Here is a 24,646-nt window from a genome sequence, read left to right as displayed (position 1 = left end):
AACCTTCCTATTGTAGTTTCTTGTATAATTATGTAAAATTTCGTTAATAGTATATTAGTTGATAGGGGGGTTCAATTATTAAACAAAACAAAAAAATTAAATTTATTATTTTCCTATCGATAACCATCTTTCTATGCTTAATTACTCTTAACATATCAGTTTCTTATTTTACTGCGAAAAAAGCAGCAGAAGTTTCTGTAGCAAATAACGCTATGGAAATGGCAGCCTCAATTGCTAAATCAATCGATGTTGAGGCTTATGAACGTTTCCTTGAAAATCCAGAAAGAAATACAGATTACTGGAAGATAAGAAAATCGTTAAATGAGGCAAAGCAACATACCGCCGCCTTATATGTATATACTTTATCGTTTGACGATCCTAATTCACGTCCTAAAGTCATGATTGCTGGATTTCCATCAGATGATCGCAACTATTATGATATAGGTATGGATTGTCTTGTTCCTCTTGACCAAATCAAAGAAGCATATGCTGGTAAGCCATACTTTACAGGAAAAATTAGTGACCCTCATTATACAGAATATATTTCAGCCGGAGCACCTATTGTAAATAAAGCTGGGGAAACCATAGGCTTTCTAAGCATTGATATTGAAACAACGATGCTTGATCGAATTGATCAAACTGTTGTTAAAAACAGCACCCTAGGTTTTATTCTAAGTGGGCTGTTAATCATCGTATTAGTATCATCGTTCATGCTTATTCAAAAATGGTATAACCACGAGCTAAAAAAACAAGTGGGCGATACTGAGGAAACCTATCATTCTGAACTTCATTCATTAATACAATCTGTCCGCTCGTTAAGACATGATTTTGCTAATCACATTCAAGTTCTCAACGGATTATTAAAGCTAGGCAAGCAGCAGGAAGCGATTGATTATTCCAACTCAATGCGCGAAGAGGCACAATTACTCTATAAAATTCCGATTCAATCAAATAATCCAGCATTATCTGTTCTTTTTCAAACAAAATCTCTGTCGGCACAAAGTCATAACATCAATATTCAATTTCATCACTCTAACGCTTCATTTGAGTTGATTCAACCAACTGATTTAGTCAAAATTTTATCAAATCTCATTGATAACGCAATAGATGCTACTAAAGAGATCTCAAAGGAAAATAGATCAATTGAGGTATATTGTGAGAAAAGAAATCATGAGTATATCTTTAGAGTAACAAACTCAGGATCTGAAATATCTCAAGAAGAATTAACGAAGATCTTCATACCAGGATATTCGACGAAATCAGGAGAAAATACTGATAAGCAAGTGAGAGGACAGGGACTTTATATTGTAAAGCAAATTGTTGAGAATTATAATGGGAGAATTATAGTTGAGTCGTTAAATAGAAAGACTTCCTTTGAAGTGAGAGTCCGGGTGTAAGAAATATGGGCTCCTATGTCCCGATCATAGGAGCCTAAATAATGGTTATATCAAATCTTTAAAGGATATATTAAGAAAACTTACAATGGTAAAACTAGCAACGTTTTAAATAATAACCCTCCCTATAGAAGATAGTTTTAAAATCAGCCCCCTACCATTCCTTGGATATCTTGAAGAATACTATCAATAATATTGCCTATCGTTCCAGATCCATCCTGTACAGCAGTAGAAATAATCGCCAACACCATAATTAATAATGCTGCTAACCCAAGCCATCCTAATGATTGGGCACCTCTTTCATTGTTAACTAATGTTATAAACTTTTTATATAATCTATTCATCTTATTCTCTCCTTTTTATTTTCTATTTCCTTCATTCAGTGGTTACAGTGTCTTGCTAAAAAATAGCTAAAACACCACCTCCTTAAAATGTTTTATTGGAATAACTTAAATAGATTTTGGTTTGCGGAAAACATATACCTTGAACTTACAGCTAACAGAAAGGCAAGTGATAGAAAAATAATGGCTCTTCTTTTTGACTCCAACATACAATGTGGCCTCTTTTCGTCAAATATATTTAAAATAGGAAACTATTACTTGTTTTTACAAAAAAATACAAACTTCAATCTTATTTTAATGACAATTGACCTTTTTTCAACTTATACAAAACCTATTAAAACGTATTGTCGAATTCTGTCTGTTAAATTATGCCTAGTTTTTACTTCGAAGCCGGAGAATAATAAGAATAAGGTTCTTGTACGGTTGTCACATTCATCTATAGAAGGATTAATAATAGGGATTATTAACCTAAGAATGAATCCTAAAATATTTTTTTATGACTTTTCAATCATTTTTTGGTAAGCAAATTTATAAGTATCACTATATGGTAAATAAAAGGAGATGTAGGATAGGACGCAGTTTTCCTTTGCGAGGAAGTAAACTAATACACCAGACATTGTACCTAAAGAAAAAACCAGTGTATTCTGCTAAATGCAAAATAACACTGGCTTTTTCCTTACATATTTATATTGATATTTTTTCTCTCTTTACGTTTTTGAAAGAACTTTATAATAGCTGGATAGCTAATTGATAGGATCGTTAAGAAAATGAGAGTAATTGAAATTGGTGATGCAAAGAAAATGTCGATACTACCATTAGAAGATAATACGGCCTTTCGGAAGTTTTGCTCCATATCTGCTCCAACAATTAAAGCTAAAACCAGAGGGGCAATTGGAAAATCCAAAACTTTAAGCATAAGTCCGAATAATCCGAAAACTAATAGTAAGAAGAAGTCAATAGCGCTATAGCTTAATGTATAGGTTCCAATGAAAGCTAGTAACACGATGATTGGATAAAGCACCTTCGCTGGTGTATCAAGAATTTTAACAAGAACACCCACTAGTAAAATATTAATTATCACTAAGGCTATATTCCCGATAAACATACTGTTAATTAAAGACCAAACAGTTGTTGGGTCATTTTCAAAAAGAAGTGGTCCGGGTTTAATTCCGAGCATAATAAGTGCCCCAAGCATAACTGCTGTTGTTCCAGACCCCGGAATTCCCATTGTTAATAACGGGATCATTGCACCCACTGATGCAGCATTATTCGCAGATTCCGGTGCAGCAAGACCTTCAACAGCACCCTTACCAAATTCCTCAGGCTTTTTAGACATTTGCTTTTCCGTAGAATAACTGATCATGGACGCAATAGATCCACCGGCTCCAGGAAGCACCCCAATAATAAATCCAAGTGGTCCAGATCTTAGAATTGGCCACTTTGAACGTTTCCATTGTTCTTTGTTAAACCAAATCTTCCCGACCTTTTTCTTTTCCTTCTTAAGCTGATCAATTGTTAGGAAATTGTACAACACTTCACCAATTGCATAAACCCCAATAATCACAATTAAGAAATCGATTCCTTCACTGAAATGAGGAATCCCCAGCGTGAAACGGTAAACACCTGTTTGTGTATCAATTCCGACTGTACTCAATAACAGTCCCAATGACATGGCCAAAAACCCTTTGATCATTTTGCCGATTGAAAGTGATACAATTGCAGAAAGTGTCAGAAGCATTAAAAGAAAGTATTCCGCTGGTCCAAATTTCAAAGCAAAATTTGCAAGTGGCTCAGCAAGGAAGACAAATCCTATTACAGCCATAATTCCGCCAATAAAGGAGGCTACTGCTGAAATAGCCATTGCTTCACCCGCTTGGCCCTTTTGAGCCATAGGATATCCATCAAAGGTTGCGGCAATAGCTGATCCATCACCAGGTGTATTTAATAAAATCGAACTCCTTGATCCCCCATACATGGCACCATAGTAAATCGCTGCCATTAGGATGATTGCACTGATCGGTTCCATCCCAAATGTAATGGGTATCAATACCGCTACAGCTGTTGCTGGCCCAAGCCCTGGTAACATCCCAACGATTGTCCCTAAAAACCCGCCAACAATAACCCATAATATATTCATTGGCTCTAAGGATGTCATTAATCCTTCGAGATAATTATTCATATCCATTCAAGTCACCTCCTATGGTAAGCTAACACCTAGTAACACACTAAATGCATACCAGGATAAAAATGAGAAACAAACCGTTACAATCAAATTAACCTTCCACTTTTGTTTGCCATTCACGACAAATAACAGTGCGCCTAGAAACAGAACTGTCGAAAACAAAAATCCAATGATCTCAAAAATGAACGCATACCCTACGCCTAATAAAACGGTTATACCAATAAGTTTAGGTGTTCGCCCAGAAAGCATTTGTGTGATTTTCTTGTTTTCTTTATTTAAGGTTTTAAGTTCTTGGAAGAGATATAAAACACTAAAAATCAATAATAAAAAACTTAATCCGATTGGAAAATAAAGAGGACCATTTGGATTGCCTAAATTTGCTTTTGGTAAATTGAAAGATCCAATTATGAAAACAATGCTTAGTAGGATCAAGAAGATTGGCATTCCCATTTTAATTATTTTCATTAGAACTCGCCCCTTTCTCTATTTTTTTCTAACTAAGTATCCTTACTGATGAAAAGTTAACCTTCCCGATGGGAAGGTTAACTTTGTAATTAATTTACAAGTCCAGAATCATTAACTAACTCTTTATACGATTTTTCTTGTTCTCCTAAGAAGGTTTTTGTATCTGAACTATTTTTATAAAAATCGTCCCAATCATTATTTTCAAGTACTTTTTGCCATTGATCTGTTTTTACCAATTCTCCGATTTTTTCATCCCAGTACGCAATTTCTTCTTCTGTCATATCAGGTGGTCCCATGATTCCTCTCCAGTGAGGGAAAACCATGTCAACACCTTGCTCCGTCCACGTTGGAACATCATCAAGCTCTTCTACTCTTTCCTCAGATGAAACAGCTAGAATTTTAAGCTTCCCAGCTAAATGCTGATCTTTCACTTCAGATAATGCAGTTGTAATCACATCTACGTGATTTCCTAGTAATGCTGTTACAACATCTCCGCCACCTTCATAAACAAGAAAATCAAGTTGAGAAGGATCTCCTCCGTATTCACTAAAAGCTTGAACAAATGATAAGTGATCATTATTTCCAAGTGCTGGACCTACTCCAATTTTTAATGATTTAGGATCTTCTTTTAACTTTTTCATTACTTCTTCTGCTGATTTAAATTCAGAATCAACTGGAACGGCAATCGAAATCCATTCAGTAGCAAGTGTTGCTATTGGTGTAAATTCCTTGTGTGTTAACTGACTTTGCCCTAGTAAGTTGTTTGTAAGAAGTAAGCTTGAATTTACAGCTAAGAAGTGAGCATCCTTAGATTCTAAGTACTTCCAACCAACTTCTCCTCCGCCACCAGGCTTGTTGATTACATTTATATTGCTATCTACTAAACTATTATCTTTTAAACCTTGCTGAATGGATCTGGCTGTTAAATCCCAGCCACCACCTGGTGATGCAGGAGCAACGATTTCAATATTTTTATTTGGAAATTCCTTGTTACCTGAGGCTGAATTTGAACATGCTGTTAAAATCGCCATTAATAAAAGTAAGATTCCTATCTTTTTCATAAAAACTAACACCCCTTATTAACAATTTTTGATACACATACCCTCTTGCTATAAAATGTGTGTTGCTTTACCTATAGATATCGTATCGATTAAGCTTTTTTATGTAAACGTTTTCAAAATATTGAGTAATAAATAAATTAAATTTAGTTTTGTTCATTTTGTTCACCAAGCAGCAGAGAGACGCTACTACTCTGCTTTTTTCGAGTAGTAACGTCTCTCTGGTCTTCCAACAATTCCATATACATGCTCTGATATAGCTTCACCCGTTCCAACTAAATATTCGAGATATCTCCTCGCCGTTGTTCGTGAAGCACCCATTTTTTTACCGACTTTCTCTGATGTAATTCCATCAAATTCAGTTTCGATGATTTCCTTTACTTTTTTTAAAGTAACATAATCTATGCCTGATGGAAGCAGAGGCTTTTCAATTTGCTTATCTCCTGATCCAAATAGAGAATCAAGAACATCTTGATTCACATCGGTTACAGACTTCAACAACTCTTTTTTCTTATTATACTGATCCATTACTTCTTTAAATCGTTCAATGGTGATCGGCTTTATTAAGTAATGTTCTACTCCATAGTTTAGTGCTTTATTTATAAAGGCCTTGTCTGTTGCTGCTGTAATCATGATAATGTCAACTTCAGGATAGGCTTCTCTTACTTTGGCTAAAAGCTCTGTGCCTAGCTGGTCAGGCATGTACACATCTAATAAAAGTAAGTCAACATCTAATTTCTCCAATAATTCAAACGTTTCCTTAGCATTGCTTGCTTTTCCTACTAAATTCATCTGCTTCACTTCTGCTAAATATGCCTCATGAATTTGAGCAACCCGAAAGTCATCCTCAGCTATGATGACGTTAATCATACCCGTTCCCCCTCTTTATCTATTACTTTGGTAAAAATACCGAAAACACAGTTCCCTCTTCTTCCGTACTTGTCAATTCAATAAAGCCACCTAAAAGCTCCACTTCCTCTTTCACATTCGCAAGGCCATACCCTCTTTTTTCTCCCTTTAGTGAGACACCTTTTTCAAATATGGCTTCTTCCATGCCATTTGGTATTCCCTTACCGCTATCTGTTATCTCAAACAAAACATCATTCCCAAAATCCGTTGCAAAAAAAGTAACTTTTTTTTCTTCGCTTTCTGCTGCTGCATCAAACGCATTATCTAATATATTTCCTAAAATAATAATTAGCGGTGCAAGTTTAAATTTTTCTGATAGAGGTGATACTGAACTTTCTTCTTCAATATGAAAGACAATTTTCTTTTCAGATGCTTTCGCAAGTTTTCCTAGTAAAATTGCTTGAATTTTCTCATCTTGTATTGAATTAAAAATTAGTTCGCCATGATGTTCTTGTGATTTTGTTTCTTCTTGAATTAGTTGTATGGCTTCTTCTTTTTTACCAAGTTGAATTAATCCTAATATGACATAAAGCTTATTTGTAAACTCATGTGCTTGTGCTCGTAAATCTTCTGAATACTGCTTCACCTCAGAAAATGCATCAACCATCTTTTTCATTTCCGTTTTGTCTCTAAAGGTGGCAACTTTACCGACTCTTTCTCCATCCTCTAAAACTGGCTGAGTATTAACTATAAGAGTTCGATCCTTGTACTGCACTTCCTCATTTACAACATCTTTTTTTGATTCCATTAGTTTTAAAATAGTATCAGATGAGATCATTTCATTAATTTTCTGAACTTCATCTCGACTTGAAATGTCTAAAATTTGTTGAGCTGATTTATTCATCATCGTAACCCTGCCGTATTGATCAATGGCAATAATACCTTCTTTGACTGATTGTAAAATGGCATTACGCTCTCTAAACAATAAAGCGATTTCATAAGGCTCCAGCCCAAGAGTATCTTTTCGAATATTACGTGCAAGAACAATACTGCCGACCACTCCTATTAATAATACAATTGCGGAAGTCATCGCCATTCCTTTTACTTCACCTGAAATACGGTTACGGATTTCCAGCATCTGAAACTCAACAACTACTGCTCCTTCTACCTTTGTATAATCACCGTGATCAAGAATGATTGGAGCTATTCCTCTTAAAACCTCTTCCTCTTTCTTTCCAACATGAGTAATATAGGAACTCCCAAAAACAAGAGCTTTATATGTTTCATGTGATCGTGATATAGGCTTTTCTCCAGCGATTATTTTCTTCTCCCGATTTTCAATAAAAATACTTGAAGCATCTACTTGATCCATCATTTTAGTTATAACCAAATTCATATTTTGCCTATTACCATTTTGTTCCCGAAAACCCTCTTGAACCGCAGGCATAAACGAGAGAGTTTGAGCTGTTTGAAGAGCCAATTCTTCAGCCTGTTTAACATCCTCTTTTGTTTCATTATAAGCAAATGTAGCGGTAAGAACTCCAATAACAAGTAAAATAAGAAAGAAAATGAGACCTAAAATTTTAGTTTGTAATGTAAACTGAACCTTCATATCAACCTCCATTTTACTTGTAAACTACTATATTAAACAAAATAATATAATTTGAGATATTTATATTTATAATACATGAATGAATATTTCGACTCAAATGAACTTTCAAAAAAATAAAAAAGGTCTTTCACTGTATGATAATGAAAGACCTTAATAACACTTAAACAATTATGGTAAAATAGATGAATTACGAAACAGATGAGAATACCTCAAGGTAGCTTAGGAGTGGAAAGTCATGAACAAAAAAGATGTTGCACTTATTCGAAAACAATTCAAAATAGATAATGATTTACTCAAAATCTCCGACATTTTTAATGTTTATATTATGAAAGAATCAAGTGAGATTTATCATCACCAAAGTCAACCATTTGAAATGCTTGATCAGGATCAACAGGAGTTATTTATGAATAACTTCAAAAAATTGCTAGCTGGCCAGCTCGATGAGAAGCTATTTGAATTAAAGTTTCAACGAAATGCTGAAAATAATAGCCAGCTTATCTTACATCAAGGATTACTTAGTAATGATGTTGAAGGCTGGAAAGAGCAAATGCTGCAAATTGTAGGCAAAATGCTGCTTATACGACAATATGAAATGGACATAGTTGTTACATTTATAAAAGGAGAATACCTCAAGCCAACAAAACGACGAAGCGATGAAGCTGAGGAAAGCGATCGAGATACTGTTTATTCTCATCCCTTTATTTTGTGCAGTATTAATAACACACAAGAGCCAAAGAAAGAACTACTATTTGATTATGTTGAGAGGGAGTTCAAATATAACTTTGTTGTTGATCCGATTATTAACCTTAATGCTCCAATTGCTGGGTTTCTGTTTCCATGCTTTACCGACAATGCAGCTGATGTTAATCACATTCTGTATTCAGCAGGTAAGGTACATGAGCCAGATCATCAGTTCATTGAAGAAGTATTAAACGGCGAAGAAACAATGACCGCAAAGGACGATAAAATCGTTTTTGAAGAAATTATCAAAGACGTAACTGGTGATCAACTAAATACATCTACTCTTTCAAATGTGTATGAAGAGATAAACCGTATGATTGTAGAAAATGAAGAGGAGGAACTACCAAAGTTAGACACAAAAGATGTTGAACGAGTTTTAAAAATGAGCGGTCTAGAAGATATCAACACCGAAAAGGTAGAAACAGCCTTCAAAAAAATAATTGATGATGACAAATATGAGATAAAAGCAAACAGTGTTCTACCAAAGTTCACTTCAAAATCAATTAAAATCAATACAAAAATAGCGAATATCTCTATTAGCCCACAAGACTTAAGGTACGTCAAACAAGTACAGTTAGGTGGCAAACGTTATTTGATGATTGAAGTGGAAGAAGATACTGTAATAGAAGGCTTTACAATGATTCCAGAGGCTTTTGGTGGGGAACAAAAGGAAGACTAGCTTTTACTTTGAAACGAGTGTCTTAAGAATTAATCTAATTTTTCTATTTAAATGGAAGCACAACACAAAATACTAAGATTTTGGGAAATAGAGCCATAGACAAAAGGAAATGTACCACCTTTTCACATTTCCTTTTGTTTATTATCTTACCCGCTAGCTAATTACCCTTAGTTGTTACTAGTGAATTCCTTTACTTATTAACCTATTGTCGTTTTTCAATCATACTCATAATTGTGTCAATAACGATCTGCGGGTCATCTTTGTGGATATAATGACTAGCATCCTTAACAACGATATGTTTACTATCTGAGGATAACGAAGCAGTTTGGGCTTGCAGTTCTGACCACTCTGGGTATTCATCATGCTCAGCTGACAAAATAAATAACGGGATATTTCCGAAGCCTTCCGCTTGAGCGGTACGAACCTGTTCTGCTGATTTGGTCATCATAAATTCTAGCTCACTTATTTGATTATCGTTATAAAAATGTTGATGGAAAAAGTGAACAGATAGTTCATCATTTGAATAGATAGGTAGCATATTAATCAACTCTAATATTCTTCCGACACCTAATTCTTTTAGCCCTCTAATTAGGTAACTTTCACCTTTTGAAAATCCTCCCTCTTGATCAACATGTGAAGAATCTATAAGCACAAGTCCAGCCACATCCTCTTTGTATTTATGAGCAAATACTTGTGATGTAAACCCACCAAAAGAGTGGCCGACTAAAAGAAACGGACCCTTTTCCTCCGCCTGTTCAAGCAATTTAAATAAATCATCTGCAATTTGTTCTGCTGTTCGCTCATTTGAAGCAGACTCACTCCAGCCATATCCTGCTCGATCATATGAAATAACTCTCGTGTATTTTGATAGTTCCTCTTGTATATTCTCCCAGTCCTTATACGAAGATGGCGTACCCAAACCAGATTCAAGAATAATTGTCGGAAGGTTCGTTTTCTCCCCAAGAGCATGCAAATGTAATGTATACTCTCCTATATCAATCATTTCACCTACCGGAGGATACATGTCAGCTGTTACTCTAGTCATAATTTGCTGATAAGTAAAACCAATTAACATTAGCATACCTAGACAAACCCCAAACCATCTTAAAAAATTGAACCTTTTCTTCTTTACATTTACATGAATTTGTTTCTCCATTTCCTCACCACCTTTTTTGTAAAATTATACCACCATGTTATTTTTAAAATATTTTTATTACGTTAATTTTTTATTACTATTTTCCTTTATTTAGATGGTACAAATTTAAGGATAGAAGGTGTAATCCTTCACTTTTTATACAGAATGATTCTTGAAGAAAAAAAACAAACATTACCGTTTGATAAACAAGTTGAGAATTGATGAAGCTATTTAGATCATTCTCCTTTGCTTTTATTGACAATTAAAAAAGGCTTCCATGTAAAAACCACATAGAAGCCTCCCTGACCATACCTGTTATAATTTTTAAAGCTCTTCTCCATTCGTAGAAATAACATTTTTATACCAATGAAATGATTTTTTCCTACTACGCTCTAAGCTTCCACTTCCATCATCATGCTTGTCTACATAAATGAATCCATAGCGCTTAGACATTTCACCTGAGGAAGCACTTACTAAGTCAATACATCCCCAAGCAGTATATCCCATTAATTCAACACCATCTTCTACCGCTTCACGCATTGCTCTAATATGCTCTCTTAAATAATCAATGCGATAATCATCGTTAATGCTTCCATCTTCTTCTACCTTATCGTAAGCACCTAGACCGTTTTCAACAACGAATAAAGGAACTTGATATCGGCCATATAGTTCATTTAAAGCAATCCGAAGACCAACAGGGTCAATTTCCCAGCCCCAATCGCTTGCATCTAAGAATGGATTTTTCACTCCACCAATCAAGTTTCCTTGACCAATTTCTTCAGGAGTTTTGTTCTTCTTATCAGTTCGTGACATATAGTAACTAAATGAAATAAAGTCCACTGTACCTTCTTTTATGATTTCAAGGTCACCGTCTTCAATTTTGATGTTAATGTCGTTCTCTTTGAAGTAACGGTCAATGAAGCTTGGATATTCACCGCGAACATGAACATCTCCACAGAAATTATTGAAAATACGAGCCTCTTGCTGTGCGTACATAATATTTTCAGGATTACTATCAAAAGAATAAACAGGTGCATAGATAAGCATACAGCCAATTTGTGAACCTGGAATAATTTCATGTCCTAGTTGAACAGCTTTAGCACTTGCAACAAATTGATGATGAAGCCCTTGGAAGCTGTCTTGAAGACGTGTTTCTTCACTTTCGGGTGAAAAACCAAGACCAAACAATGGCATATGTGTTGCTCCGTTAATTTCATTAAACGTAAGCCAATATTTCACCTTATCTTTATAGCGATTGAAAAGAACTGTTACATAACGCTCAAAGAATTCTACTAATTTACGATTTCTCCAGCCACCGTATTCTTTTATTAGGTGCAATGGCGTTTCATAATGTGCAATTGTTACTAATGGCTCGATGTTGTACTTTGCTAGTTCATCAAACACTCGATCATAGAATGCTAGACCCTCTTCATTTGGCTCTACTTCATCACCGTTCGGAAAAATCCGAGACCAAGCAATACTTAAACGAAACGTTTTGAAGCCCATTTCTGCAAATAATGCGATATCTTCTTTATATCGATGATAAAAATCGATTCCTTCATGATTAGGATACACATATTTTGAGTGGTCAATTTCAAAATTAAATCCAGTATCAGTTAAAAGCTTAAGTCTCCCTTTTCCTCCTGGAAGTACATCCGCTAAATTAAGGCCTTTTCCACCTTCTTGGTATGCTCCCTCTAATTGATTAGCAGCTGTTGCTCCACCCCATAAAAATCCTTCTGGAAATTTGCTAGTCATTATTTATCACCTCATCTAGTATTTTGAAACATTGTTAAAAATGAAATAGCTCATCACTAATAAAAGGTCATTTTTTGCATAAAAAAAACCTAAATTGCTCAAGAAAACAGAAGGATTCCCTCCTCTATTTCTAAGCAACTTAGGTTTTGCCTGCTTTATCAGTAACAATCCATAAGTTATATAAACTTTGATATTAATATATCATTCTACCAAAAGAATGTAAAGGCTTTCGAACTGTAGAAGGATTCACCAACTACTACCGATCATTCATTCCTGTATATTCACCAAATTTACGAATATATATACGTACAACATGTATCACCAACCAGATAAACACAGTACCTATTCATGCAACAGATAATGGAATTATACGAGACGTACGTACATAATTTGTTTTTGTAGCCCATTTCAACCTTTAAAAAGGATATTTTTTTACAATAATTGAGATTACGATTGACATACGTACGTACAACTGGTAAATTAAAAAACAGAACATCACTTTATGAATTCAAGAATGAAATCATTTTCCCTAAAGCTAACTAAGTAGATAAATAGAATGATTCATTCATTCTATTTAAAAATTAAGCGTTAACATGCATTTAAAAAGGAGTGTTTTAAGATGGCAGAAGAAATTTTGAATCCAATTGTTTTACAACGAGCAGACCCTTTCGTCTATAAACATACGGATGGTTTTTATTATTTTACAGGTTCTCATCCTCTTTATGATCGTATTGTTTTAAGAAGAGCAGAAACATTGAATGATCTACACGATGCCACAGAAGTAGCTGTGTGGTGGAAACATGATAATGGACCATTAAGCAACTTAATCTGGGCTCCAGAAATTCATCGAGCAAATGATAAATGGTACATTTATTTTGCAGCTGCACCTGATACGAATATTAACGACAATACATTTAACCATAGAATGTACGTTCTTGAAAACGCATCCGAGAATCCACTAGAGGGTACTTGGGTTGAAAAGGGCGAAGTTAAAACTGAAATGTCAACGTTTTCTCTTGATGCTACTACCTTCTTCCATAAAGGTGAACAATATTACGTTTGGGCACAGCAGGACTTAGATATTAAAGGACATTCAAATCTATATATCTCTAAAATGGAAAATCCATGGACCATATCAACTAAACCGGTCATGCTTACCAAGCCTGAACTACCTTGGGAAATTAAAGGATTTTGGGTTAATGAAGGACCTGCTGTTTTAATTAAAAACGGAAAAGTATTTATCACATTCTCAGGAAGTGCCACTGGGGTAGACTACTGCATGGGTCTTTTAACTGCAAGTGAAGATGATGATTTACTAGATCCAAATTCATGGACGAAAGGTCAGGAGCCAGTATTCCAAAGTTGTCCCGAAAATGGTCAGTATGGACCAGGACATAATTGTTTTACGGAGTCTCCAGATGGTAAAGATACGATTCTAGTCTATCACGCTCGTAACTACACAGAATTAGTCGGGGATCCACTTTATGAACCAAACCGCCAAGCACGTGCTCAAAAAATCGAGTGGGATGAACAAGGAAATCCGATATTTGGTGTACCTGTTCCAGATAAAAGATGGACACCAAATACACCAGAAGTTTTAAAGTAGAAAGAAGGATTCATAGATAATGAGAAACTTAAACCAACTTAAATTTTGGAATTTTGGCGGTATGTACTATTTTTACTTCATGATCTGGGCTTTAATATTCGCCTTTTTACCATTTTGGTTGCATAAAACAGCCCATCTGGATACAAGTGTTTCAGGAATCGTATTTTCAGCAATGGCTATAACCGCCCTAATATTAGAACCAATTTATGGATTAATTCAAGATAAGCTAGGCTTAAAAAAATACCTTTTTGGCTTTGTCGTTCTATGTCTTTTATTTATTGGCCCATTCGTTCAATTTGCATTTATCCCACTACTTCAAATCAATGCTATATTTGGGGCAGTAGTTGGTGGGGCTTTCTTAAGCCTATGTTTAAATGGTGGTGTCGGTGTTGTCGAAGCATACATCGAACGTAGTACACGTGAAAACAATTATGAGTATGGCCATGTTCGTCTATTCGGTTCATTAGCTGGCGGTACTGCTGCATTTATTGGCGGTATCATGTTTGTACGTAACCCTTATAGTATTTTCTGGGCATGTACCGTTTCTGCCATTATTCTTGGTGTACTTCTCTGGGCACTTCGTGTAAAAAATGATGATACTAGTACCCAAGGAGTTTCAAAAGAAAGTGAAGAAAACCCTGTTACAAAAGAAAATATCATGAATGTATTTAAGAACAGAAGCTTTTGGGGATTCTGTATCATGATGATTGGGATCGCAACAATGTTTGATGTCTTTGATCAACAATTCCCAAATTATTTTACTAGCTTTTTTGATGATACATCTAGAGGAGAGCTCATTTTTAGTCGTATCACATCCTTACAAATCTTTCTTGAAGCAGGTTTTATGCTGTTAACACCATGGTTTATTAACAAAATAGGAGCTAAAAACGGACTCATTCTAGCGGGTATTATTTTATTTGTCCGTATCCTAGGATCTGCATTTTTAACTGAGATATGGATGCTTTCCTTCTGGAGAATACTAGCATCTATTGAAATGCCATTGATGCTCATTTCTATTATGAAATATATTACAGGTGTATTCGATGTTCGCCTATCAGCAACTGTCTATATGCTTGGATTTAACTTTGCAAAACAAATTGGTATCACCATCTTCTCTTATGTAATGGGGATACTATATAGTGCAATTGGATTCCAAAACTCCTATATTGTATTGTCATTGATCGTCATTGTATTCGTTACCATTGGTGCGTTCATTATGAAAAGTGAAAAACAGCAGCCTCAGTTTAACAGAAACTTGGTTGCCTAGTGATATAAATAGAAAAATGATGAAGGTTTAATCTCATAAACTAGCAGAATAAAAAAAGAACGCAATTTGCCTAACTGGCTAAAAATTGTGTTCTTTTTCATCTAGATTACCTTCATTCTAATTGTACCTTCTCCTCCTGAGAAGGTCTCCCATATAAAAATCACATTCTTCTTAGACACTACTAGCAAAGGAAAATGTTCCCTTAACTACTGCAGCCCCCTCCACAGCTGGAGCAGCTGGAACCTCCTCCTGAATCTCCACCGCCACCCGAGTCACCTGAATCACTGCTACATGCAAAACCAGAACAAGAAGATCCACCACCACTGAAAGGAACACCTTTATCATATTCTTCAGGTACTACTTCACTCATATGCTCATGAAATTGATCTTCGTCATATAACGAATAAAAGATAGCTGCCATTGCTGCATAGGAATAAATATTGGTATCACTCATTGATGTATGTGGAGTAAACTTTTTCGAGCCTGATTTTTGCTGCTCTGCCTCAAGAATCTCGTTTTTCATTTTACGAATTAAATATCTCTTTACTTCTAACCAGTCTTCATTTTTTCTAAAATATGTTGAAAGCAACTCATCTTCAGATAATTGACGAAAATCCTCTATTATTTCACGCTTTATTGGGTTCTGTAAAAAGCGCCCCCAAATAGCTCTGCTGTTCGTAGTTACTTCAAACAAACTAATATATACCCAATCAAAAAAGGCTCGTTCACCCGGAATCGGTGTACGATCCATATTCGGCGTGTGATGCAGCGTATCATTATAAAAGTCCTTTGAAAACTTTTCATAATCTCTTGTAAACATTAACATCTCATGCCAAATTTCATCTACGTGATGGCTAAACATCGGAACTGATTTTAATAAGCTATTCATGAAGAAATAACGCTTTAACTCAAACATACCCCAATCAAACTCATGATCCTTCCATTTCGGACGCTCCTGCAAAACACGGTTTTTCACATTATCGATATAAGAGTTTGTTAAGGATTGATCGAGCTTCTTCACAATCGGTATTCCTTCCTCTAACTGAACACCTAGTTGCTCTGGGATTGGGTCATTTCTTAATGATTTGTTCTTAGGTGCTGAAAATAATGTACTTCCTAAAATAATAAAGAATGCAATTATAATAAATCCAATAAAAATTTCCGCCATGGCCCTCTCCCCTTCTAAGTTATGTTAATTACTCCAATCATTACCTATTATACGATTTAAACTTATATAAGTTTCGTTAAATTTCTAGAGGGGAGCTCCAAACAGGTATAAAACAGGTTTATACCTAAACGCCATAGGTGAATCCTAGCGCTTACTCAGATTTAACTTTTACAAACAAACTAATTCTGTAACACTAAAAAAGGGCTGAAACCAAAACGTTTCAACCCTTTAATCTACTTACTGCATATTTGCTTCAACTGTTTCCTGCGCTTTCTTTAAAGCATCTTCAGGAGATTCAGATTTCTGTCTTAGTACATTATTTAATGTATTGGTATTAAGTTCGGTCAGAACATCTGGATATTGTTCTGTTACGTTAATACCATTAATTTCATCTTTAATTTCTAGTAAGGTTTCAAAGATATCTGTACCGAAGTATTGATAGAATTTGTTATCCTCTTGAACTGCAGGATCTTCCCACACATCCCAACGAGGTGGATCAAAGCCTAGAACTGTCCATAGTTTAATATTTGCTTCCTTAGAAAGTTTCGCAAATGCTAGGAATTCCTTCGCAAGCTCAGCATGCTCAGTTTGATTTGTAACAACGGTACCAGTTCCACCAATACCTACCGAGCGATCTCCGCCTTCTTCCCAAGCAGGCATTGGTCGTATTACCATTTTGCCTTTTAGGTCAGGCATATAATCAGTGAAACGTCCCATATACCACATTGGCATAGAGATAGATGCCGCTTTTCCTTCATTCATAAATGCATAAAACTCTTCAGCATGCGGCTCGCCACCAGGTGTTAACTCAGCAATTTTATGTGTATTAAGCATATCATTCAACAAAGAAAGTGTTTTGATGTTTTCTGGGCTATCTATGGTTAAATTACCCTCATCATCAAATAGGTCAGAACCTTGTTGACTGATCATTTGTTGGAAAGTAGTTGCATCACCCGTATGAACTGTTGTCATAACAGCATCAGTGTTTTCAACAACCTTTTTACCCGCTTCTACATAGTCATCCCACGTTTTGATTGAACTAATATCAACACCTGCTTGGTCCATAATTTCTTTGTTATAATACATAACAGTAGCACCAACATGTGTAGGCATACCGTAGTAGTTACCATCTTTAGCATAAATGTCAAATCTAGATTGGATGAAATTATCCATCTCAGGCTCAACATATTCATTCATAGGTAAAAGCTGTGGCTCACCTTGTAAAAAATTCGGAAAACGACCTACTTCAATATCAGAAATATCAGGTGCACCTTTACCAGATTGTAGCGCTAATAATAAGTTGTTGTGCATTTGATCATAAGGAAATGTTTCAGCAACAAGTTTAATCGGTTTATCTGGGTGAAGTTCATTCCATCGAGGAACTGCGTCTTTAAAGAAATCCATATGCAATTCAACAAATGTCCAATACTTTAATTCAGTTGCATTTTCAACCTCTCCACCAATAACTTCCTTTTCCGTTGCCTCACCAGATGCTGAATCTCCTCCGTTACATGCAGCTAATATAAAACACATTAGTAACCCCAATAGTACTGATAACGACTTTTTCAATTTTCTTCCCCCTTGGTTATCATTTTTAAAGCCTAGAGTTTTTTCATAATGAAATTAATTCGATCGTTTCACCTCCCTTAAGTTCGCCACCTCAGGACAAGCGCTTACAAACTAACTTTTATGCATACTCATAGCTGTATTTATTTTTACTATAGGTAGGAATAAACATTTAATAGATGCTACAGCATTTCACAGTGATTTCACGGTTACTCCCTGATCCATTTTAGTAAAGACCCGCAACGTAACCCACATCACACCTATCCCTAAGACACTAATCGTGAAAAAAGGAATGATCCCCGGATAGCTTAAAGATAGATACAATATCGCAAAAATCGCTAAGCCACACATTAGGGTATAATGAATTTTTGATAAACCTACAATAATGGCATTCTTAAGATGTTGTCTCCAGGTAGCTTTATAATGAACAAGCATTGGAAAAGCCCAAATTAATAGAATCATATAGAAGAAAACCATTAAATAAAAGGCAAAAGGAGTTACAACAGAGAACACACTTACTGAGTTCTTCATTAATTGAAAATTAACATACAGAATCACTCCGGTTATCGTTAAAATCCATCCTAATATATTGGCTGTAGCAAATTCTTGACGATATGCGTTCTTAAATGTTTGGAAAATCTTAATATCATGTTCACCCAGAATCCACTTCCGAGCTACACTTAACATAGCGGCAGTAGCCGGAAAGATACCTGCTACAAATAATCCAAGAACCGAATAGAAAATCCATGCTACATTTAACACAACAAGGCGGAAAATCCATTGAAGTATAAAATCTAATTTTGATACAATTTCTTTCCCATTCATATCAATACTCCACCTCTTTATATCCGCAATAGGATTACCCCTTCACTCCACCAACTGTAAGTCCTGCAACAAAGTACCGCTGGAAAAAGACAAAGAGAATAATGATTGGAATAATCGTCATAACAGAACCCGCAATGAGTACATCATAATTATTTCCGTATGGTGTTAATAACGTTGCTAAACCGATCGGTAATGTAAACATATCGTTCGATCTTAAAACAATTAATGGCCATAAGAAGTTGTTCCAACTTCCTAATCCTTGAAGAATCGCCATCGCTGCCATCGATGGTCCCATAAGTGGAAGCATAATCTTAAAGAAAATTCCATACTCTGTAGCTCCATCAATCCTTGCTGCATCCATTAATTCTTTTGGAAGACCAATCGCATATTGTCTGAAGAAGAATACTGCTACAGGTGCAACTACAGCAGGTAGAATAACAGCTGTGTACGTGTTGATTAAGTTCATACTAATCATTAATTGAAAGAGCGGGAGCATAAGAATTTCAAAAGGAACCATTAAAATAAATAGTACAAATCCAAAAATTAGATTTCTTCCCTTAAAGTCGTATAACGCAAGTGCATACCCCACCATCGAAGAGAAAAATAACGATAAAACGATTGTAATCGCCGAAATGGTCAAGCTGTTCACATACCATCCCCAATAATTACCAGCCTGTGTAAAAATATACGTGTAGTTATTAAAACTCAGTGTGCTAGGATCAAAAGCCAAGCTAATTCCATTTCGCATTAATTCAGAGGAAGGTCTTAGTGATGAAATTAGCAAATTTAAAATAGGGAATAACGCAATAAATGAAATGATGCAAAAGCCTATATTGATTAACCAAACGACTAATGTATTTTTACTCTTTTTCATTTACTCATCCCCTTTCTTAAAGGCTCCAGTTAAAATAAGTTGAATGAAGCTAACTGCAAAGATGATTAACATTAAAACAACCCCGATTGCTGCACCAAATCCCATATCATTCTGCTGAATTCCTTGCTGATATAAATAACCAACAACTGTTAATCCAATATTTCCTGGGGAACCAGCTTCCCAGAAAACAAAGCTTTCTTCAAACATTCTAAAACCATTAATGACGGAAATGGTTGTTACAAAGATTGTAACCGGCTTTAAAAATGGCAATGTTACATAGAAAAACTTCTTTATTGTTGATGCACCATCCATTTCTGCTGCTTCGTATAATTCCTTAGGAACATTTTGCAGAGCAGCTAAGAAATAAAGAATGTTCACACCCATCCAACGCCAACTGCAAAGAAGAACCATGAGAAACATACCTGACCAAGCGTTATATCTCCAATCAACTGACTCTAAACCTATCCAATTTAAAATTTGGTTAGCCACAGCTGTATCCGTTTCACCAAACATAAGTCTAAACACCATACCAGCTACAATTGTTGAAGCTAATGCAGGTAAAAACAAAGATGCACGGAAAAATGTTTTAAATTTTACAAGCTTAGAATCTAGTAATACAGCTAGAATAATTGGTGTTATGACTAAAATGAGAACGGTTAGTAAAACGTAGATAGATGTATTTGATAGAGCCTTATAAAAGGTTGGATTAAGAACCCTTGAATAATTAGACATTCCTATAAATGTTGTTTGTCCCGGAAGTACTCGCTGAAAGCTCATGATGATTGCTTGTATTGAAGGATATAAAGATAAAACCAAAAAAGAAAGAATAAACGGAGAGACAAAAATATACGGTACTACTTTTTTTGAATTGAGAAATTTCAACACTTTATTTGATCTATTTGCTGTTACTGTCATTTCAGGTGATGTATTCTTCGAAGTAGGTAACATGTAAAAAACCTCCCTTTGATACATAATAGCTGAAAACCTCTTAAGAGCATGGAAAAACACACAATACATTTTTATCATGACCTAAGACTGTTTAAAGCGAGATCGAAATGAGTTCTAGAATAGAAGTATGAAAGTCATGTTATTTATAAGATTTGAATCAAATAAAACCACCCCTTTGTAGCACATTAAATGGTAACGCTTACACTAATCGTATTAAAAATAGTTCATACGTACCAATAATATGTGAGTTTATTTTGTACGAACAAATGTAAAGATAATTCGCCAATAACTCATACGTATATGTTGGATATATTTTGATTATAAATAACTAGATATTTAATTTCAAGTATTTTCTAAATCTTTTATTCACTATAGAAAATTTGTCTAATATTGTTGTTTTTCAGTAATCATAACTAATGGTACCTCTATTTAGTAAAAAATAATATTTTACTATTTATAATTACAACCAAACTTGTTATATTTAACTTGTAAGTATATGTTCACTAAGTTATATTCCTAACTCTAAAAAATTAGTTCTGGTTTAAAATCATAGAATTTTCACCATATCCAAAATTATTCTATAAAAACAAAAGTTAATGCATTCCTTTTGAACTCGGAACCCCCTAAAGTGATTAAATACACGTAAAAAGGCTTTCCACAAGTTTAGTCAACTTATGAGAAGCCTTTTTAATATTTAGAACCATTTGATAGGTTCAGGTTTAAGGTTTTGGTATATATGCTTGGTTTCGGTATATTCTTCAATACCTAATCTTCCTAATTCACGTCCAATACCAGACTGTTTAAAGCCACCCCAAGGTGCATGTGGGAAGTATAGGTTGTAGTCATTAATCCATACAGTGCCCATACGCATCTTTGCCACACAACGTTCAGCTTTGACGATATCACTAGTCCAAACACCACCAGCAAGTCCATAGATCGAGTCATTAGCAAGCTTCACTGCTTCCTGTTCTGTACGGAACCTTTCGACTGTGATAACAGGCCCAAACGCTTCATCTTGAACAATGCTCATGTCTGTTGTACAGTCCGTAAAAATTGTTGGTAGAAAGAAAAAACCATTTTGTAGCTCTGGCTCATTTGGGCGACTTCCACCAACTGCTAATGTCGCACCTTCTTTAATGCCTGTTTCTACATATTCTTCTACTTTCGCAAGGTGTTCAGCTGAAATAAGTGGACCCATTTGTGTTTCTTCGTCAAATCCGCTTCCTAACTTAAACTTGTTAACCCGCTGAACAAGAGCGTTAACGAACTCATCATGAATACTTTCTTCAACGATTAATCTTGTGCCCGCTGAACAAATTTGCCCTGCGTGGAAAAATACTCCGTTTAATGCTTGATCAACAGCTGTCTCAAAATCAGCATCAGCAAAAATAATGTTAGGGTTTTTCCCACCAAGCTCAAGTGCAAGCTTCTTTACATTCACGCTTGCTGCTTGCATAATTTTCTTCCCCGTAACAATGCCACCTGTAAAGGAAATAAGATCCACATCAACATTTTCTGCTAATTCTGCACCAACTGTATGACCAGCACCAAGTACTAGGTTTGCAACACCAGCTGGAACCCCCGCCTCTTCCATTAACTCGAATACTTTAATTGTTGTAAGTGGTGTAATTTCACTTGGTTTCATAACTAGTGTATTCCCTGTAGCTAGTGCTGGAGCTAATTTCCAAGATGCTTGTAATAATGGGTAATTCCACGGGGTAATTTGACCGCAGACTCCAACAGGCTCACGCACTACCCTACTGATCGAGTTTGGGACTGGAGAAGCAATCAGTTCCCCGCCATCTTTATCTGCAAGGTCTGCGTAATAACGAAAGACTCCTGCGATATCATCCATGTCTCCACGGCTTTCTTCTACTGTTTTACCAGTATCTAAAGATTCCAATCTAGCAAGCTCTTCTTTATCTCTTATTATTAGTTCAGCAATATTTCTTACGATACTTCCTCGCTCAGTTGCTGGAGTAGATGCCCATTCTCCATTATCAAATGCTGTTCTAGCTGCAGTGATTGCTGCACGTGCATCTAACTCATCACCTTCTGGAACAGTTGCAATCATTTCCTGGTTAAATGGGTTAATAATATCACGCGTATTACCCGATATTGCTTCTACCCATTCACCATTAATGTATTGTTTTTTTAGACTCAAATCAAACCACTCCAATTTTTCGTTCAAAATTAAGTTTGTTAAAAATTTATTTAACTTTTTAAAAATAGTAACATTTCTTACTATCGCTGTCAAAGATAACTACAAGACAGTAATACATAGATAAGAATAATAATGAACTAGATTAATTATGACTTCCTAGTAAGTTTTCTAATAAATTAGGGTAAAATTATGTTTTCCATTTGACATTTTATCTGAACACGGTATCATAAAGTTTGTAAAGAAAATTAAAAAAATATTTAATACACTTTACTCTATATTGAAGGAGCTACTTTATGAGTGAAACTACTGAAAAATCCAGAATTAAAATTGAAGAAGCAAAAGATAAAGTCATTAGTGCCATAGCAGAGACGATGGACTTATATGGTGTAACACCGGCTGCTGCAAATTTATATGCGACAATGTATTTCCAAAATCAGATGACTCTTGATGAAATGCGTACGGAGCTCGGTATGAGTAAACCAAGTATGAGTACTAGTATTCGTAAGCTTCAAGAAATAGAAATGGTAAAAAAGACATTTACACGCGGCTCTAGAAAACACACCTATATTGCTGAGAAAAATTTCTTCCGTTCTTTTATGGTGTTTTATTGTCAAATGTGGGAACGAGAAGTAAAAACAAATATGGAAGCAATTGAAGAAGCACAAGAAGATTTTATTAATCTTATTAAAGATTCTTCTAGTACACAGGAAATTGTAGCAGAGGCAAAAAAGTACTACGATCAGTTAGAAGAGTCTAAAACTTACTATCATTGGTTAGAAAGCTTAGTTGCAAGTATAAGAAGCGGTAAGATATTTGAGTTTTTACCTAAAGATCAACAAGATTAAAATAAGAAAGTAGGTACCAGGTGGTCTTTAGTAAATAGCTATCGACTACCTGTATACATATACTGATCTCTTCAAAAAAGAGATAAATTAGCTTTGTATTTTTGTTAAAAATATTCTTAACGTATTTAATTTTTAAGATGTTTTTGACTTAATTACATAAAAAATAGAGGGGAGTTTTAATGCATGAGCAAATGGAAAAAAGGACTTAGTTTTATTTTAGTTCTACTAGTAGTAGCTGTATTCACTGCATGTGGAAGCACTAGTGAGGAAACAAACAGTGGACAATCAGATGCAGAGGTAAATAATCAAGATATAACAATCGGCCAAATAAACTGGGCTGAAAATATTGCTGTGACAAATATGTGGAAAGCCATTTTAGAAGATAAAGGTTATAACGTGGAATTAAAAGTATTGAACATGGGCGCTACAATGAAGGCATTAGAAAGTGGCAACTTGGATGCTAGTTTAGAAATATGGTTGCCTGTCCAAGATGCTATTTATTTAGAAAAATTTCAAGATACGGTTAATTTCTCAGAATCCACTTGGTTTGACAATGCAAAAGTAGGACTTGTTGTTCCAACATACTTAGAAGATATTAATAGTGTGGAAGATTTGAATGAACATAAAGAACTATTTAATGGAGAAATTGTTGGATTTGATCCTGGAGCAGGTACGATGGAAGTTACCGAGCAATTAATTAAAGATTATAATCTTGACCTTGAACTAGTACCAAGCTCCGAACCTGCTATGTTATCTCAGATTGGAAAAGCAATAGAAAATGAAGAACCAATTGTGGCACCACTTTGGAGTCCTCACTCGATATTTTCAAATTATGATTTAAAATTCCTAGAAGACCCTCAAAACACATTCGGTGGTGTAGAAAAAATTCACCACGCAACAAGACATGGTTTTGAAGAAGATTATTCAGAAGTAAGTGAATGGTTCAATAACTGGAAGATGGATGATCAACAAATCGGTCAGCTAATCGACTATGTAGAAAGTGCTGAAGACCCACTTGATGGGGCTAAGAAATGGATTGAGGAGAACCAGGAACTAGTTGATGAATGGGTAAAATAAAGTAGCAAGAAGTGGATCTCTCGTATTGAGGGATCCACTTCTTTTTGATTCATATTATCTGAATGCAATTGTTCATATATTGATACTATTTC

At 35.2% G+C, this 24,646-nt stretch carries 20 protein-coding genes; 6 read left to right on the top strand and 14 right to left on the bottom strand.

Going from position 1 to position 24,646, the window contains the following annotated elements; genetic code table 11:
• The first annotated feature begins 212 nt into the window (after nt 1-212).
• A complete protein-coding gene (locus tag D9842_RS21805) occupies nt 213-1,397 on the top strand; it encodes a sensor histidine kinase (protein WP_121664286.1) in 1,185 nt (394 codons plus the stop codon).
• 143 nt (nt 1,398-1,540) lie between these two features.
• On the opposite strand, the gene D9842_RS21800 is transcribed toward D9842_RS21805, so the two are convergent.
• The 6 genes from D9842_RS21800 to D9842_RS21775 form a co-directional block, all read right to left on the bottom strand.
• Nucleotides 1,541-1,738 carry a hypothetical protein gene (locus tag D9842_RS21800; RefSeq protein ID WP_121664285.1) on the bottom strand — a complete coding sequence of 66 codons (198 nt, stop codon included), beginning with the start codon at nt 1,736-1,738 and terminating at the stop codon, nt 1,541-1,543.
• A 673-nt stretch (nt 1,739-2,411) separates the two neighbouring features.
• Nucleotides 2,412-3,914, bottom strand: a complete 1,503-nt coding sequence (locus tag D9842_RS21795; RefSeq protein WP_121665156.1) for a tripartite tricarboxylate transporter permease — start codon at nt 3,912-3,914, stop codon at nt 2,412-2,414.
• Between the two features lie 18 nt (nt 3,915-3,932).
• Complete coding sequence (locus tag D9842_RS21790; RefSeq protein WP_121664284.1) at nt 3,933-4,382, bottom strand: tripartite tricarboxylate transporter TctB family protein; 450 nt, start codon at nt 4,380-4,382, stop codon at nt 3,933-3,935.
• Nucleotides 4,383-4,471: 89 nt separating this feature from the next.
• Nucleotides 4,472-5,443, bottom strand: coding sequence for a tripartite tricarboxylate transporter substrate binding protein (locus tag D9842_RS21785; protein ID WP_121664283.1), 972 nt, complete (start codon nt 5,441-5,443; stop codon nt 4,472-4,474).
• Between the two features lie 186 nt (nt 5,444-5,629).
• Nucleotides 5,630-6,310 carry a response regulator gene (locus tag D9842_RS21780; RefSeq protein ID WP_121664282.1) on the bottom strand — a complete coding sequence of 227 codons (681 nt, stop codon included), beginning with the start codon at nt 6,308-6,310 and terminating at the stop codon, nt 5,630-5,632.
• 22 nt (nt 6,311-6,332) lie between these two features.
• On the bottom strand, nt 6,333-7,901 hold the full coding sequence (locus tag D9842_RS21775; RefSeq protein WP_257535934.1) for a sensor histidine kinase: 1,569 nt from the start codon (nt 7,899-7,901) through the stop codon (nt 6,333-6,335).
• 235 nt (nt 7,902-8,136) lie between these two features.
• Here D9842_RS21775 and D9842_RS21770 point away from each other — a divergent pair, with 235 nt between their 5' ends.
• Nucleotides 8,137-9,321, top strand: coding sequence for a DUF4317 domain-containing protein (locus D9842_RS21770; RefSeq protein WP_121664280.1), 1,185 nt, complete (start codon nt 8,137-8,139; stop codon nt 9,319-9,321).
• Between the two features lie 202 nt (nt 9,322-9,523).
• Here D9842_RS21770 and D9842_RS21765 read toward each other — a convergent pair whose 3' ends face one another.
• Together D9842_RS21765 and D9842_RS21760 are read right to left on the bottom strand one after the other, a co-directional pair.
• On the bottom strand, nt 9,524-10,477 hold the full coding sequence (locus D9842_RS21765) for an alpha/beta fold hydrolase (protein ID WP_121664279.1): 954 nt from the start codon (nt 10,475-10,477) through the stop codon (nt 9,524-9,526).
• Nucleotides 10,478-10,780: 303 nt separating this feature from the next.
• Nucleotides 10,781-12,214 (bottom strand): glycoside hydrolase family 1 protein, encoded by a 1,434-nt coding sequence (locus D9842_RS21760; protein WP_121664278.1) that lies wholly within the window; start codon nt 12,212-12,214, stop codon nt 10,781-10,783.
• A 619-nt stretch (nt 12,215-12,833) separates the two neighbouring features.
• On the opposite strand from D9842_RS21760, the gene D9842_RS21755 reads away from it, so the two are divergent.
• Entirely contained in the window at nt 12,834-13,820 is a 987-nt protein-coding gene (locus D9842_RS21755) for a glycoside hydrolase family 43 protein (protein ID WP_121664277.1), read from the top strand.
• Nucleotides 13,821-13,839: 19 nt separating this feature from the next.
• Nucleotides 13,840-15,087 (top strand): oligosaccharide MFS transporter, encoded by a 1,248-nt coding sequence (locus D9842_RS21750; RefSeq protein WP_121664276.1) that lies wholly within the window; start codon nt 13,840-13,842, stop codon nt 15,085-15,087.
• A gap of 202 nt (nt 15,088-15,289) precedes the next feature.
• Here the strand turns inward: D9842_RS21750 and D9842_RS21745 are convergent, their stop codons facing one another.
• From D9842_RS21745 to betB, 6 genes are all read right to left on the bottom strand, one after another.
• Nucleotides 15,290-16,255, bottom strand: coding sequence for a glycine-rich domain-containing protein (locus D9842_RS21745; protein ID WP_121664275.1), 966 nt, complete (start codon nt 16,253-16,255; stop codon nt 15,290-15,292).
• 237 nt (nt 16,256-16,492) lie between these two features.
• On the bottom strand, nt 16,493-17,824 hold the full coding sequence (locus D9842_RS21740) for an ABC transporter substrate-binding protein (protein WP_373995081.1): 1,332 nt from the start codon (nt 17,822-17,824) through the stop codon (nt 16,493-16,495).
• 189 nt (nt 17,825-18,013) lie between these two features.
• Nucleotides 18,014-18,646, bottom strand: coding sequence for a YesL family protein (locus D9842_RS21735; RefSeq protein ID WP_121664274.1), 633 nt, complete (start codon nt 18,644-18,646; stop codon nt 18,014-18,016).
• Nucleotides 18,647-18,680: 34 nt separating this feature from the next.
• Nucleotides 18,681-19,520 carry a carbohydrate ABC transporter permease gene (locus D9842_RS21730; RefSeq protein WP_121664273.1) on the bottom strand — a complete coding sequence of 280 codons (840 nt, stop codon included), beginning with the start codon at nt 19,518-19,520 and terminating at the stop codon, nt 18,681-18,683.
• Complete coding sequence (locus D9842_RS21725; RefSeq protein ID WP_121664272.1) at nt 19,521-20,468, bottom strand: carbohydrate ABC transporter permease; 948 nt, start codon at nt 20,466-20,468, stop codon at nt 19,521-19,523.
• Nucleotides 20,469-21,162: 694 nt separating this feature from the next.
• Complete coding sequence (betB, locus tag D9842_RS21720) at nt 21,163-22,632, bottom strand: betaine-aldehyde dehydrogenase (RefSeq protein ID WP_121664271.1); 1,470 nt, start codon at nt 22,630-22,632, stop codon at nt 21,163-21,165.
• Nucleotides 22,633-22,925: 293 nt separating this feature from the next.
• Between betB and cudC the strand changes: the two genes are divergently transcribed.
• Both cudC and D9842_RS21710 read left to right on the top strand, forming a co-directional pair.
• Nucleotides 22,926-23,477, top strand: coding sequence for a choline uptake/conversion transcriptional regulator CudC (gene cudC / locus D9842_RS21715; protein WP_121664270.1), 552 nt, complete (start codon nt 22,926-22,928; stop codon nt 23,475-23,477).
• Nucleotides 23,478-23,660: 183 nt separating this feature from the next.
• Nucleotides 23,661-24,554 carry a glycine betaine ABC transporter substrate-binding protein gene (locus D9842_RS21710; protein WP_121664269.1) on the top strand — a complete coding sequence of 298 codons (894 nt, stop codon included), beginning with the start codon at nt 23,661-23,663 and terminating at the stop codon, nt 24,552-24,554.
• Nucleotides 24,555-24,646 lie beyond the last annotated feature (92 nt).

It is taken from the genome of Metabacillus litoralis, from assembly GCF_003667825.1.
Classification (GTDB): Bacteria; Bacillota; Bacilli; order Bacillales; family Bacillaceae; genus Metabacillus; species Metabacillus litoralis_B.
The sequence above is the reverse complement of the archived record's forward strand: the minus strand, read 5'-3'. Positions and strand labels throughout refer to the sequence as shown.

Excerpts from the sequence above, each read along its gene's own strand:
- D9842_RS21805 (WP_121664286.1), top strand. The coding sequence starts at position 213 with ATGGAAATGGCAGCCTCAATTGCTAAATCAATCGATGTTGAGGCTTAT.
- D9842_RS21800 (WP_121664285.1), bottom strand. The coding sequence starts at position 1,738 with ATGAATAGATTATATAAAAAGTTTATAACATTAGTTAACAATGAAAGA.
- D9842_RS21795 (WP_121665156.1), bottom strand. The coding sequence starts at position 3,914 with ATGAATAATTATCTCGAAGGATTAATGACATCCTTAGAGCCAATGAAT.
- D9842_RS21790 (WP_121664284.1), bottom strand. The coding sequence starts at position 4,382 with ATGAAAATAATTAAAATGGGAATGCCAATCTTCTTGATCCTACTAAGC.
- D9842_RS21785 (WP_121664283.1), bottom strand. The coding sequence starts at position 5,443 with ATGAAAAAGATAGGAATCTTACTTTTATTAATGGCGATTTTAACAGCA.
- D9842_RS21780 (WP_121664282.1), bottom strand. The coding sequence starts at position 6,310 with ATGATTAACGTCATCATAGCTGAGGATGACTTTCGGGTTGCTCAAATT.
- D9842_RS21775 (WP_257535934.1), bottom strand. The coding sequence starts at position 7,901 with ATGAAGGTTCAGTTTACATTACAAACTAAAATTTTAGGTCTCATTTTC.
- D9842_RS21770 (WP_121664280.1), top strand. The coding sequence starts at position 8,137 with ATGAACAAAAAAGATGTTGCACTTATTCGAAAACAATTCAAAATAGAT.
- D9842_RS21765 (WP_121664279.1), bottom strand. The coding sequence starts at position 10,477 with ATGGAGAAACAAATTCATGTAAATGTAAAGAAGAAAAGGTTCAATTTT.
- D9842_RS21760 (WP_121664278.1), bottom strand. The coding sequence starts at position 12,214 with ATGACTAGCAAATTTCCAGAAGGATTTTTATGGGGTGGAGCAACAGCT.
- D9842_RS21755 (WP_121664277.1), top strand. The coding sequence starts at position 12,834 with ATGGCAGAAGAAATTTTGAATCCAATTGTTTTACAACGAGCAGACCCT.
- D9842_RS21750 (WP_121664276.1), top strand. The coding sequence starts at position 13,840 with ATGAGAAACTTAAACCAACTTAAATTTTGGAATTTTGGCGGTATGTAC.
- D9842_RS21745 (WP_121664275.1), bottom strand. The coding sequence starts at position 16,255 with ATGGCGGAAATTTTTATTGGATTTATTATAATTGCATTCTTTATTATT.
- D9842_RS21735 (WP_121664274.1), bottom strand. The coding sequence starts at position 18,646 with ATGAATGGGAAAGAAATTGTATCAAAATTAGATTTTATACTTCAATGG.
- D9842_RS21730 (WP_121664273.1), bottom strand. The coding sequence starts at position 19,520 with ATGAAAAAGAGTAAAAATACATTAGTCGTTTGGTTAATCAATATAGGC.
- D9842_RS21725 (WP_121664272.1), bottom strand. The coding sequence starts at position 20,468 with ATGTTACCTACTTCGAAGAATACATCACCTGAAATGACAGTAACAGCA.
- cudC (WP_121664270.1), top strand. The coding sequence starts at position 22,926 with ATGAGTGAAACTACTGAAAAATCCAGAATTAAAATTGAAGAAGCAAAA.
- D9842_RS21710 (WP_121664269.1), top strand. The coding sequence starts at position 23,661 with ATGAGCAAATGGAAAAAAGGACTTAGTTTTATTTTAGTTCTACTAGTA.